The 11,826-nt window shown below is 42.8% G+C and carries 14 protein-coding genes, 1 tRNA gene, 1 other RNA gene and 1 pseudogene; 15 read left to right on the top strand and 2 right to left on the bottom strand.

What is annotated here, in order from left to right; all coding sequences use genetic code 11:
• Positions 1 to 13 precede the first annotated feature (13 nt).
• From EIZ58_RS15850 to EIZ58_RS15795, 14 genes and pseudogenes are all read left to right on the top strand, one after another.
• Positions 14 to 1,264 carry an erythromycin esterase family protein gene (locus EIZ58_RS15850; RefSeq protein WP_134701807.1) on the top strand — a complete coding sequence of 417 codons (1,251 nt, stop codon included), beginning with the start codon at positions 14 to 16 and terminating at the stop codon, positions 1,262 to 1,264.
• 119 nt (positions 1,265 to 1,383) lie between these two features.
• Positions 1,384 to 1,824 (top strand): MarR family winged helix-turn-helix transcriptional regulator, encoded by a 441-nt coding sequence (locus EIZ58_RS15845; RefSeq protein WP_167577746.1) that lies wholly within the window; start codon positions 1,384 to 1,386, stop codon positions 1,822 to 1,824.
• A gap of 4 nt (positions 1,825 to 1,828) precedes the next feature.
• Positions 1,829 to 3,406 (top strand): MDR family MFS transporter, encoded by a 1,578-nt coding sequence (locus EIZ58_RS15840; protein ID WP_134701805.1) that lies wholly within the window; start codon positions 1,829 to 1,831, stop codon positions 3,404 to 3,406.
• Positions 3,407 to 3,620: 214 nt separating this feature from the next.
• Positions 3,621 to 3,950: a DUF1904 family protein gene (locus EIZ58_RS15835; RefSeq protein ID WP_134701804.1), complete on the top strand. Its 330-nt coding sequence runs from the start codon at positions 3,621 to 3,623 to the stop codon at positions 3,948 to 3,950.
• 267 nt (positions 3,951 to 4,217) lie between these two features.
• Positions 4,218 to 4,538: pseudogene (locus tag EIZ58_RS34460) on the top strand (DUF6431 domain-containing protein); the annotation flags it as partial.
• Positions 4,539 to 4,575: 37 nt separating this feature from the next.
• Complete coding sequence (locus EIZ58_RS15830; RefSeq protein WP_240689135.1) at positions 4,576 to 4,857, top strand: hypothetical protein; 282 nt, start codon at positions 4,576 to 4,578, stop codon at positions 4,855 to 4,857.
• Positions 4,858 to 4,900: 43 nt separating this feature from the next.
• On the top strand, positions 4,901 to 6,244 hold the full coding sequence (locus tag EIZ58_RS15825) for a DDE-type integrase/transposase/recombinase (RefSeq protein ID WP_134701803.1): 1,344 nt from the start codon (positions 4,901 to 4,903) through the stop codon (positions 6,242 to 6,244).
• Positions 6,245 to 6,248: 4 nt separating this feature from the next.
• Entirely contained in the window at positions 6,249 to 7,049 is an 801-nt protein-coding gene (locus tag EIZ58_RS15820) for an ExeA family protein (protein WP_134701802.1), read from the top strand.
• Complete coding sequence (locus EIZ58_RS15815; protein WP_134701801.1) at positions 7,046 to 7,270, top strand: DUF5348 domain-containing protein; 225 nt, start codon at positions 7,046 to 7,048, stop codon at positions 7,268 to 7,270. The genes EIZ58_RS15820 and EIZ58_RS15815 overlap by 4 nt, the downstream gene beginning before the upstream one ends.
• A gap of 339 nt (positions 7,271 to 7,609) precedes the next feature.
• Positions 7,610 to 7,912 carry a hypothetical protein gene (locus EIZ58_RS15810; protein WP_134701800.1) on the top strand — a complete coding sequence of 101 codons (303 nt, stop codon included), beginning with the start codon at positions 7,610 to 7,612 and terminating at the stop codon, positions 7,910 to 7,912.
• Positions 7,913 to 8,002: 90 nt separating this feature from the next.
• A complete protein-coding gene (gene aceA, locus EIZ58_RS15805) occupies positions 8,003 to 9,286 on the top strand; it encodes an isocitrate lyase (RefSeq protein ID WP_134701799.1) in 1,284 nt (427 codons plus the stop codon).
• Positions 9,287 to 9,402: 116 nt separating this feature from the next.
• Positions 9,403 to 9,570 carry a hypothetical protein gene (locus tag EIZ58_RS33475; protein ID WP_167577745.1) on the top strand — a complete coding sequence of 56 codons (168 nt, stop codon included), beginning with the start codon at positions 9,403 to 9,405 and terminating at the stop codon, positions 9,568 to 9,570.
• An 88-nt stretch (positions 9,571 to 9,658) separates the two neighbouring features.
• Positions 9,659 to 9,847: non-coding RNA, 6S RNA (ssrS, locus tag EIZ58_RS15800), on the top strand.
• 5 nt (positions 9,848 to 9,852) lie between these two features.
• A tRNA-His gene (locus tag EIZ58_RS15795) sits at positions 9,853 to 9,928 on the top strand.
• Between the two features lie 124 nt (positions 9,929 to 10,052).
• Here the strand turns inward: EIZ58_RS15795 and EIZ58_RS15790 are convergent.
• Positions 10,053 to 10,349: a HesB/IscA family protein gene (locus EIZ58_RS15790; protein ID WP_134701798.1), complete on the bottom strand. Its 297-nt coding sequence runs from the start codon at positions 10,347 to 10,349 to the stop codon at positions 10,053 to 10,055.
• 129 nt (positions 10,350 to 10,478) lie between these two features.
• Between EIZ58_RS15790 and EIZ58_RS15780 the strand changes: the two genes are divergently transcribed.
• Positions 10,479 to 11,075 (top strand): peroxiredoxin, encoded by a 597-nt coding sequence (locus EIZ58_RS15780; RefSeq protein WP_240689104.1) that lies wholly within the window; start codon positions 10,479 to 10,481, stop codon positions 11,073 to 11,075.
• A 46-nt stretch (positions 11,076 to 11,121) separates the two neighbouring features.
• On the opposite strand, the gene EIZ58_RS15775 is transcribed toward EIZ58_RS15780, so the two are convergent.
• Positions 11,122 to 11,652, bottom strand: a complete 531-nt coding sequence (locus EIZ58_RS15775; RefSeq protein WP_134701795.1) for a hypothetical protein — start codon at positions 11,650 to 11,652, stop codon at positions 11,122 to 11,124.
• Positions 11,653 to 11,826 lie beyond the last annotated feature (174 nt).

Genomic DNA, 11,826 nt, shown 5'->3' with positions numbered 1-11,826 from the left:
GGGGAACTAACGAGTGAACAGCCAGTTCTGGATTGAGCAAATACAACAGCGTGCTATACCACTTGAAGAGCCTGATGACTTAGATGTACTGGTTCAAGCTATTGGCGATCGACCATTCGTATTATTGGGGGAAGCCTCCCATGGTACATCGGAGTTTTATACTATTCGAGCAGAACTTACCAAACGATTAATTAAAGAAAAAGGATTTTCTGTCGTCGCTGTGGAGGGAGATTGGCCTTCATGTTATGAAATTAACCGTTACATTCGAGACTATCCTAATACGGCTTTGAGCACTCAAGAGGTTCTTCAGGCCTTTAACCGGTGGCCAACCTGGATGTGGGCAAACCAGGAAACAGCTGAGCTTATCGACTGGCTTCGTGAACACAACCGATCACAGGAAAATACAAAAGCTGGATTTTATGGGCTAGATGTTTATAGCTTATGGGAATCCATGGAGGAGATTGTTCGTTATTTGGAGAAAATAGGCTCGACAGACTTGTTTTTAGCGAGAAAAGCCTTTGAGTGCTTTGAACCTTTTGCTCGGAGTGTTCAAAGCTATGGAGTTTCGGCTGCATTCCTTTCCGAGGACTGCGAGAAAGAAGTAGTAGCCCTACTTCAGGAGCTACGGAGAAATCGAAAGACGTATCACGAGGAAGAGGCTTCTATTAATATGGAAATCAACGCTCTGGTAGCGGTCAACGCTGAACGTTATTACCGTTCCATGGTTCGTGGCGGTCCTGAATCGTGGAATATCCGAGATCATCATATGGTACAGGTACTGGCGAAGCTAAGAGAGTTCCATCAAGCCAAGATCATTGTTTGGGAGCACAATACCCATATTGGTGATGCGCGTGCCACCGATATGGCAATAGAAGGAATGGTCAACGTAGGACAGCTCGTTCGTGAGCAGTATGGCAAGGAACAAGTATTCTCCATAGGATTTGGAACTCATCGAGGTTCCGTCATCGCAGCTCGTTCATGGGCAGCACCTCTGGAAAGTATGCCTGTGCCTCAAGCCATTGACGGGAGCTGGGAGGACCTAATGCATCGAGCGGGAAATAGAGATCAAATCCTTCTTTTTGACGAGGATATGCCGTCATTTGATGAGCCGATTGGTCACAGGGCCATTGGTGTTGTCTATCACCCCGAGGATGAAAGAGGGAATTATGTCCCGTCCGCTATGGCTCTAAGATACGATGCTTTTGTCTTTATCGATGAGACGGAAGCTTTAAAGCCGCTTGATGTTGAAGTAGCACTAACTTGATTAGTAAAACCTCTTCTAAACAAAAGAAGAGGTTTGTTCACTTGACCATTAGTTTAGTTGGTATTATATTTAGATACATAATATTTCATTTACTAAAGTTTATGGAGGTGCCTTTAGACTTGAATCCATTCGAACAATTGATCATAGCATTAAGACAGGTTCATGAAAACTTTATAGACGTGATTCAACTGTCAGACGAAAGTGGATTGACCCATGGGCAGTTATTTTTGCTTTTTACGATTTACCGGAAGAATAGCATCAAGACAACAGACATTGCCAAACACTTTGGAATTACGCCAGGAGCTGCCACCGCTATTGCTGATAAACTTGAGAATTTAGGTCTGATTGTAAGGGAACGTGATAAGGATGATCGTAGGGTAGTTGTGATCTCTCTTTCTGAACAGGGCAAAATCTTCGTACAGAATAAGCGCGAAAAAAATGTGATGATGTTCGAAGAGATTCTGCAGAACTTTACGCTAGAAGAAATTATTTCTGTCATTCAGTCTATAAACCAGCTTTCGGATGCCTTGACCAGCTATAAGAAAAAACAAGGAGGTTGAAGTAATGGAGGAATTAGAACTTCGAAAAAAAATTGTAATTATGGTTGCTGTTATGATGGCGATGTTTTTCTCAGCCCTAAATATGACGATCGTTGGCACATCCTTGCCGAAAATTGTTGCTGAAATTGGGGGGATGGATTACTTTAATTGGGTATTCATGATCTATGCCTTAACGTCTAGTATCACAGCAGCTGTGGTTGGTAAGCTTTCCGATATATATGGTCGAAAAATCTTTATTTTATGTGGAATCGGTGTATTTATGATTGGGGGCTTGTTAAGTGGTTTTTCTCAAACCATTTATGAACTCATTATCTATCGTGGAATCCAAGGTCTAGGTGGCGGTATGGTTATGTCAACGGCATTCACTACGGTGGGAGATTTGTTCTCACCTCGTGAAAGAGGCCGTTGGCAGGGGATGATGGGAGGTGTATTTGGTCTATCGAGCTTATTTGGTCCAACATTAGGAGGCTACATTGTTGATAATTTAGATTGGTCTTGGGTATTTTGGGTCTTTCTTCCGGTTGGATTCCTAGCTTTTTTTATGATTTTGAAGCTATATCCACAAACTCCAGCCAGGGAGAAAGAAAAAGTGGATTATTTAGGGGCATTAATTCTAGCGATCGTTATTCTAACCTTATTGTTAGGCTTTAGCTGGGCCGGTCAAGATTATGCATGGAACTCAGCGATGATTATTGGTTTATTCTCTACTTCTTGCATAGCTTTTCTTCTTTTTATTCTCGTAGAAAGCAAGGTAAAGAGTCCTATTATCCCCCTTGACTTATTTAAAAACAGTGTGGTATCCATCTCAAATCTAGTTTCTTTTTTCCTAGGGATGGGGATGTTTGGAACCATTATGTATGTTCCTTTCTATGTTCAAGGAGTACTGGGGAAGTCTGCAACCACGGCTGGCCTAGTAGAAATGGTGATGACCATTTCTATGGTGACATGCAGTGCGCTTGCGGGGCAGCTCATTACAAAAACCGGTAAATATAAGCTGTTAGGAATTGTAGGAATTGGGATCATGGCAACAGGAATCTTCTTAAATTCAACCCTTACACCGGGAGCAGCGTTATCCAGTATTCTTATTAACCTCATCATTACCGGAGCCGGACTAGGAATGACCATGCCCATCTTTACTCTCACGGTACAAAATGCGGTAGACCATCGACATTTAGGAGTTGCAACGGCCACTTCACAACTCTTTAGAATGACTGGGGGAACCATTGGTGTTTCTGTTATGGGGTACATTATGGCTGCTAGAATGTCTGAAAAGCTAAAGGAGAGTGTATGGACTCCTATCCCTGACGGCCAACTAGAGATGGATGTTACCCCTCAATCCCTACTCAATGCAGATGCATTAGTAAGGATGCGTGAAACCTTGCCTGGTCAAATGCAGCCTATTTTTGATCAATGGATTCTCTCTTTAAAAGAGGCTCTCAACTACTCCTTAACCCAAGTTTTCTTCGTAAGTGCAGTCATTGTCATGGGTGCTTTTGTACTTACTTTGTTCTTAAAAGAAATCCCTCTTCGCACTTCGAATAATTCACCAATTTCAGCTAAGGATGTGGTAAAAACAGGGTGAAAATTGACCGGAGGGCTCCTCCGGTTATCTCATAATAGTTATGACAAGTGCAAAGGCTAGAATAGCTCCTCCATATAGAAGGGTGTAAGCTGTAATCATTTGTCTTCTTTCTTTGGGATCTGGTATCATAAGAGTCTCCTCCTTAGTTTAATATAGTACAAAGTATTCTGATAATTGAATATTCAGAACAATTGAATTGGAAAGGGGATTAGTCATGCCGTTACTCGTTATAAGGGGAATTGAAGCAGAACAAATAAAAGAAGTTAGTAAATCATTAATCGAGGATATGGCTGCAATTTGTGAATGCGGAACGGACAATTTTACAATTGAATGCGTACATACGACGGCTGTTTTTGATGGAAAGATCGTTCCTTCTTATCCATTTATTGAAGTATCTTGGTTTGAACGTGGGCAGGAGGTTCGCGATCGCCTAGCAGCGATCATCGCCAAGCATGTCCATTCCATCGGTGTCGAGGAGTTCGAAACCGCTTTTACAACTTATCGTGAGGATAGCTATTACCTTAACGGTAGAAGAATGTTTTAGAGGAGGAGGAAGCTTAGGCTTCCTCCTTGTTTGTGCTGATCTAAAATGCCCGAAAGCTGACGGGATTGCCTGACCAAAAATTGACGGATATAATGACCATAATAGATAGATTAATTTGAAAGATTTAATAAGATAATTGTCATCGGAGGTAGAGGATGTGGCTCCGAAGTGAGCCTAACCGAAGGGAAGGCGAACGAGGGGAAGCCATAGGCAGCCTTGCCTCATCCGAATAGATATATAATAGAAAGGAAAAGACGCCTCTGTTTGATGTGGTACTGCGCCAACAGCACCACTAGAGACGTCCAACAAAAACAAAACTTATGGTCATTGTATCAGATTTTGAACTCATTGAGAATCCCGTCACTGGAGTTTTTTGTTAGGAGTGCGGAAATTTTACCCTGTCCTTGCTGTGGGGAACGGCTTACGATCATTGGTAGCCGTTTACGAAAGTGTATCAAAGGATCTGGAGAAACCATCATCTTGAACATTCGAAGACTGCGATGTGTTCATTGTAAGCAAATTCATCATGAACTACCGGATTTTATCGTGCCATACAAAAGATATGAGGTAGATTGTATTGAGAATGTGGTAAGTGATCAAGATTTGACCCTAGATATAGCAACAGATGAGTGCACACTCTACCGATGGAAACGTTGGTTTGAGACCTTATCTCCTTATCTGGCCGGCTGCCTTATCTCCTTATCTGGCCGGCTGCCTTACCTCTTTATCCATCCGTTATTCTCAGATTTCTGTGGAGGCTTTGTCCGTGGCTCCACGTTCTGCACTCCAACGAATTGGACATTTTGTAGGAGACGCTCCCCGTTGGCTGGCGAGAGTTGTCCGACCGATCGCAAATTTAAATTTATGGATACATACCCGTTCTGCATTTCTGTCCGAATCTTCTTAAGATACACTCATGCTGAAACTACCATTAAGGGGAGAGGATTCACATGAGAGATCAGAAGAAAGCGGAGGAAATGGCCGCACAGCGTTTTCAAATCTTATCACCACTATTAGCAGATGGACTTGACCCAGCCAGAGCGCGTGTCATCAAGGCGGATATCTGTGCTCAAACCGGTCTGTCTGAGCGGACCATACGGAGGTACTTGGCTCAGTATCGCGGAAATGGATTCCACGGTCTCATCCCAAAAGGGAAAGGACAGAAACCAAGAAAAGATGCCATTCCCTTGGAATTATTGGAGCAAGCAATCCTGCTTCGACGAGAAGTTCCTAGTCGCAGTGTCAGCCAGATCATACAGATTCTAGAATGGGAAGGAAAAGCGCAGCCGGGACAACTCAAACGAAGTACCTTACAAGAAAAGCTGACCGAACGAGGATATAGTTCCAGGCAAATGCGAATGTACACCAGCGCCGGGGTGGCAGCAAGACGGTTTCAACAACGCTATCGAAATAGTTTGTGGCAGTCAGACATTAAATATGGCCCCTTTCTCCCCATTGGACCAGGCGGAACGAATAAACAAGTTTACCTCGTATTATTCGTGGATGACGCCACGCGCTTTGTTCTCCATGGAGAATTCTATGAAACCCTTGACCAGTCAATCGTAGAAGATTGTTTTAGAAAAGCGATTCAGCAATATGGTACACCGGAAGCCGTCTATTTCGACAATGGGAAACAGTATCGTACCAAGTGGATGGGCCGAACCTGCTCTAAACTGGGGATCCGACTTCTTTTCACAAAGCCTTACTCGCCTGAGTCAAAAGGCAAGGTAGAAAGGCTGAATGGTGTGGTTCAAGGATTTTTAAATGAGGTTTCGCTCGAGAAACCCAAAACGTTGGAACGGTTGAATACCTGGTTTCAGGCATGGCTCTCCGAATGTTACCAGAACAAGACTCACTCGGCATTAGGAGAAGAAACAAGCCCGGAATTAGCCTTCCGAAGGGATCGGAAGGCACTTCGCTTTGTGGAACCTGAGGTACTTGCGAACGCCTTCCTCCATTGCGAGGAAAGGAAAGTGGATAAGTCCGGGTGTATTAGCTTTATGTCGAAGAAGTATGAGGTGGGTCTCTCCTTCATCGGAAGAACGGTTCAAGTCGTATATGATCCTTCCGACATCACGGAACTTACGATTGAATATGAAGGCCATACTCCATGGCAAGTACGAGAACTGGTTATTGGAGAACGATCCGGGAAGCGTCCAGAATTGCCGGAACACTTGCAGCGTGAACCTGCTGAAACCTCCCGTTTGCTTCGAGGAGCAGAGAAAAAACAAGCGGAGCGAAAAGAGCGCCAGGCTCCTGCTGTTTCTTACCGAACGGTTCGTAAGGGGGTGTAAGATCATGTTTGAATCATTCTATGGTCTTACTCGAACTCCTTTCGTTCGGGACATCCCAACCGGTGAGATGTATGAGTCCGTGATGCTGGATGAAACGCTTGGAAGACTCGAATACGCAGCAGAACGTCAACTTTTTGCTGTTATTACAGGTGACTGCGGAACGGGAAAAACAACCACCATACGGCGGTTCACGGAGACCTTGGATCCAGCAAGGTTTAAGAGTCTCTATTTATCTGACTCCAAACTAACACCACGTCACTTTTACAAAGGTCTATTAGAACAGCTAGGGTGCGAAGCAAAATTTTACCGCGGAGATGCTAAACGCCAACTGCATCGGGAGATTGAACTCATGCGTGGAATTCATCACTTGCAACCCGTTGTGATTGTGGATGAAGCACACTTACTAGACCGCGAAATGCTAGAAGAAGTAAGGTTTCTACTCAATTTCAAGATGGATGCTCAAAGCCCTATGGCTCTCATATTAGTCGGCCAAAGTGAATTGTGGGATCGACTTAGGCTGCAAGCCTATGCAGCCATTCGCCAACGAATTGATTTGCAATGTAAGCTTTCACATTATGATCGAGCCCAAGTCGGAGAATATATCCTTCGGCATCTAAGGTATGCTGGCGCTCAAAGTGACATTTTTTCAGATGGTGCCATCGACGATATCTACCAATTCTCTAGTGGCTCAGCTCGGCTCATCAACAAAATATGTACTCACTCTTTACTATATGGTGCACAGAATAAGCACCGTATTATTGATGATCGGATGGTCAAGCATGTGATCCAAGGAGAATTGTCATGAAGCGACAATGGATGGATCTGAAATATGACAAGTCGTTAGGCTATTGGGTGGTAACACTTGGTGATCACAAACAAATGATATACCACAAACAGTGGTTTGATCTATCTTTTGGAGAAACAAGTGTGCTTTGTCGTCTTGAATGGGACCGGAAATGGTACATCGTGATGAAAGGTATGCGATTCTATTTACATCCAAAGGAAACATACAGGGTAGAAATATAAAAACCTAAACGGGAGGCATGGCTAATACCTGCCTCCTGTTTAGGTCAGAATATCCGTCAAATTGAGGTCATTAAACACCGTCAATTTCCGGGCATTATAGCTCGTCAGTAACATCCTCTATTTTTTTCCGGTCGTCGAGCATAAATTATTTTAAGTTTAATTTTTAAAAAATAGAGATAGTTCTATAAAACTAGCAGATATTTGAAGATAATAAAGATTGTTAACGTTTTTTTGCTTGTATTTGTTGTTATACTACAGTTGAATATAATCTAAAAACTGTTATTATATTAATAAGACAGACGCAAGTAAGAAAAAGCAATTAAGGGAGGGAAACGAACAGTGAACAAGGTACTAGGTAAGTCTAAGGGTGTTGATCTCGTCCAAAAATGGATTCAACAAAGCTTTGAGCAAGGAAAAACTGAAGCTGAATTGATTGATACAACGTTTGTCTTCGGAGATGAAATTATGCACCTTATACGAAACCAGGTTGGGGTGCTCGAGGTTGAACAAAAGGTTGGACATGTCGTGATCTTCCGTAATAGAGAAGAACTGGGTCTCAACAAGAATATGTGCAGAGCTTGCGGCATTGAGCATGGCAGTTACAAGGAAGCGATTGAATGCTGTATGGAGATGGAAGAATAATATTTTTTTATTCAATCTGTTATATAATAATAATTAATTATATAAGATGATTTACAACAGAATGCCGATAATCGGAGAGGAGAATGGACGATGTTAACAAGGGAACAACAAATTCAGCAATTAGAGGAATCTTGGAAGTCAGATCGTTGGAGTGGTATTGAGAGAGGTTATACAGCAGCTGATGTTGTCAAGTTAAGAGGATCAGTAGTAGTTGAACAAACATTGGCTCGTATGGGCGCTGAACGCCTATGGAATCTTGTAAATACAGAGGACTATGTGAATGCTCTTGGTGCCTTAACAGGAAATCAAGCGATGCAGCAGGTAAAAGCAGGCCTTAAGGCCATTTACCTAAGTGGATGGCAGGTTGCCGCAGATGCTAACCTCTCAGGGAACATGTACCCAGACCAAAGCTTATACCCAGCTAATAGTGTGCCGAATGTTGTAAAACGAATTAATCAAACGTTACAAAGGGCTGACCAGATCCAACAGGCGGAAGGGCAAGGAGATACATATTGGTTCGCCCCTATTGTCGCAGATATGGAAGCAGGATTTGGTGGACCGTTAAATGTGTTTGAATTAACGAAAGCCATGATTGAAGCAGGAGCAGGAGGAGTCCACTTAGAAGATCAATTATCTTCGGAGAAAAAATGCGGACATCTTGGGGGAAAGGTTCTTCTCCCAACGCAAACCGCAGTTCGTAACCTTATTGCAGCCCGTCTAGCGACTGATGTAATGGGCGTACCAACGGTGATCATCGCTCGTACCGATGCAAACGCGGCTAACCTGATTACTAGCGATGCAGATCTATACGACCAAGCATTCCTCACAGGCGAACGTACACAGGAAGGATTCTATTATACAAAGCCTGGTTTAGAGCAGGCGATTGCGAGAGGCTTGGCTTATGCTCCCTATGCAGATATGATCTGGTGTGAAACTTCAGAGCCAAATATTGAGGAAGCTCGACGATTTGCTGAAGCCATTCATGCTAAGTTCCCTGGGAAACTGCTGGCATACAACTGCTCACCTTCTTTTAATTGGAAAAAGAAACTTGATGATGAAAGCATTGCTAACTTCCAAAAAGAGCTTGGTAAGATGGGATATAAGTTCCAGTTCGTGACCCTTGCTGGTTTTCATTCTTTGAACTACAGTATGTTTGAGCTAGCGCGTGGGTATAAAGAAAGTGGTATGGCTGCTTACTCCCAGTTACAGCAAGCTGAATTTGCTGCTGAAGTACATGGCTATACGGCAACACGCCATCAGCGAGAAGTAGGAACCGGCTATTTCGATGAAGTATCTCTTGCGATTTCCGGAGGAAAATCCTCGACAACAGCATTATCGGGTTCAACAGAGGAAGAACAGTTCCAACATAACTAATCTTACCAATAGCGAGAGTATAGGGAGGCCATAAGTTTCCCTATACTCTTTTGGTTTTTGGTTCAGACTAGATGTAGATGTTCATTTTTTATTTAGAAAATAAGGAGGAATTGCAAATGGGACTTTTTCAAAAAAAACAGCGAACTAAAGAGGAAAATCAAGATTATAGCAACGGTGAATGTGTTCATTGTTCCGGGAAAGGATTTTACCAATACGGACTCGAGTTTGTCCATATCCACGAATGTCCCGGATGTGATGGCAGCGGGAGAACGATGGGAGAGTAGGGAGACACGTCTTATTTTCACCTGGAAAAAAGTATACTTGACGAAAGTTTTATGTGTAGTGTAATATTAATTTTGTTATCAAGTACTTTAATTCCTACGATGTTCGTTTTCCTTAAATGTTTTGAACCGTACTGTTTCACCGGGATTCCTAGATTGGTTAATTGACGCCATGCCTCCTCTAAGGACGAGGATCGCGAGAAAATTATACCTGCGGAGACCCACCTGCGAGATCGCGGGTTCACAAAACAGATAGGGAGACGGCATAGGTGGGATCCTTTTATGGCGGTCGTGGCGAAGGGGTTAACGCACCGGATTGTGGCTCCGGCACTCGTGGGTTCAAGTCCCATCGATCGCCCCATACATACTAACAAACATAGCCATCCTCAATGAGGATGGCTTTTTCGTTTTCGCCGATAAGAATTTATAAAGATATGTAGAATTCTTTATCTGCGTGAAAAGAGGTGCCGCTATCCGAGTTGCCTCTAGTGGTCCCCGTGATTACCCTTGGCAGGATTGATGACGGACCAAGCGTCCTGATCAGGTAAATAATCAATTACAACCCCATCAAGAAAATCATTTCCTTTTTCAAGCAGAACCTCAATTCCAGAAGCCTCTACTACTTCGTCCTTTTCGGAAGGCTTGTCAATTCCTAGACCATAGTGGGCGTGGTCACCATGAGCATGAGAGACGAACACTCGAAGTCTTAGCGAGGGATCCTCGACACCGCTTATGATTTCTTTTACCTTTGCAGCAGCTGTTTCAGTCAATGAGCATTTCATTTCATAAATCCCCCTTCATCTCAATCTTTACTATTATACTCTTCATCACGAATAAATAAAAGTCAATTCCAAGAATGCTATTTTTTATTTCATTTGGAAAAACTAATCATAGGAAAGGAGTGACAGTTGATGATCGTAGGAAGTCAAGCACCGTTATTTACTGCTGACGCCTTCTTTAATGGGCATAAGAAAAAGATTGATCTCCAGGATTATAGGGGAAAATGGGTCTTTCTCTTTTTTTACTCCTCTGATTTTAGTTTTGTCTGACCAACTGAATGTGCATGTATAGCGGTACGCTATACGGAGTTTCAAAAGTTAAACTGTGAAGTACTGGCGATTAGTGTAGATAGTATACTATCGCATAAGGTCTGGAATCAGACTGAGCTCTCTCATATGGTAAACGGAGGGATTCCCTATCCCATGCTAGCGGACCAAAACGGATTAATTGGCAAGCTATATGACGTGTATGATGCGGAAACAGGAAAACATAGGCGAGCCACCTTTATTATTGACCCTGAAGGAATTGTTCAATCTGGTGAAGTGTTAAACGGTGCCGTGGGAAGAAATGCAGATGAGATCCTTCGGCAGATTAAAGCATATCAACATTATCTACTTACTAAGGAGGGTACACCCTGTGGGTGGGAGGTAGGCGACCCCACGGTAAAACCATCCATGGCGCTGGCAGGTGAAGTATGGAAAGAATGGCAGCCTGAGCTCCCACACTGACTTGACTTAAATCCCCAGAATTCTTTCTGGGGATTTAAGTCAGTTCTTAGTGCTGCAAGCTCGGAGAGGAAGTCACACCGTTACGAGCTTCTAGATGAATGGATTCTATCAGTTGTTTAACTTTGCTCAAAATCTCGCCTATATGCTTCTCATGATGAAATACCAAAGAATATTCAATAGCGGCCAGACTTTCACTTTGGTACCAATCCTCAAGCTTAACATCTTTACGTTTTTCAATAACCATTCTTTTGACATCCATAAGGAGCGCTAATCCGAATTCATGTGCAGCCACGGAAGGGTCTTGTGAAACAGGGTTTTCCCCCGGAAAGAAGTTTAGCTCCGTTACGAGTATAAGGGTTCTATCATCATCAGTTCTGATTAATGAAAGGGTGACATCTGTATCATCGGTTTCGTTTTCATCAAGATCAGTAATTATAAAGTGTATGTGTAAGGGAATTTCGGTTACTTCTTTATCCTTTAACATATTCTGCTGAATCATACAGGCCTGATCTTTTAAGGGTACTTGTACACCATCAATAAGTAACTGAGATTGACCGCCTTGCCATTCGATACTCATATCTAATAATCTCCTTTTATTTAAGGTGTTTTTAGTTTTCCCGAATTAATTGTTAGTTATTGGTGCAAACCATTCCAGTATTTGATGTATAATAAGAAAGGTTAATCCTAAATATAGGTCGTAAAGGGCATACACTGGGAGAGCAGAAGTGTATAATAGAGGCGAGGGGGGAAT

Source organism: Ammoniphilus sp. YIM 78166, from assembly GCF_004522215.1.
In the GTDB taxonomy this organism is placed as follows: Bacteria; Bacillota; Bacilli; order Aneurinibacillales; family RAOX-1; genus YIM-78166.
The sequence above is the reverse complement of the archived record's forward strand: the minus strand, read 5'-3'. Positions and strand labels throughout refer to the sequence as shown.

Excerpts from the sequence above, each read along its gene's own strand:
- EIZ58_RS15840 (WP_134701805.1), top strand. The coding sequence starts at position 1,829 with ATGGAGGAATTAGAACTTCGAAAAAAAATTGTAATTATGGTTGCTGTT.
- EIZ58_RS15835 (WP_134701804.1), top strand. The coding sequence starts at position 3,621 with ATGCCGTTACTCGTTATAAGGGGAATTGAAGCAGAACAAATAAAAGAA.
- EIZ58_RS15830 (WP_240689135.1), top strand. The coding sequence starts at position 4,576 with ATGAGTGCACACTCTACCGATGGAAACGTTGGTTTGAGACCTTATCTC.
- EIZ58_RS15825 (WP_134701803.1), top strand. The coding sequence starts at position 4,901 with ATGAGAGATCAGAAGAAAGCGGAGGAAATGGCCGCACAGCGTTTTCAA.
- EIZ58_RS15820 (WP_134701802.1), top strand. The coding sequence starts at position 6,249 with ATGTTTGAATCATTCTATGGTCTTACTCGAACTCCTTTCGTTCGGGAC.
- EIZ58_RS15815 (WP_134701801.1), top strand. The coding sequence starts at position 7,046 with ATGAAGCGACAATGGATGGATCTGAAATATGACAAGTCGTTAGGCTAT.
- aceA (WP_134701799.1), top strand. The coding sequence starts at position 8,003 with ATGTTAACAAGGGAACAACAAATTCAGCAATTAGAGGAATCTTGGAAG.
- EIZ58_RS33475 (WP_167577745.1), top strand. The coding sequence starts at position 9,403 with ATGGGACTTTTTCAAAAAAAACAGCGAACTAAAGAGGAAAATCAAGAT.
- EIZ58_RS15790 (WP_134701798.1), bottom strand. The coding sequence starts at position 10,349 with ATGAAATGCTCATTGACTGAAACAGCTGCTGCAAAGGTAAAAGAAATC.
- EIZ58_RS15775 (WP_134701795.1), bottom strand. The coding sequence starts at position 11,652 with ATGAGTATCGAATGGCAAGGCGGTCAATCTCAGTTACTTATTGATGGT.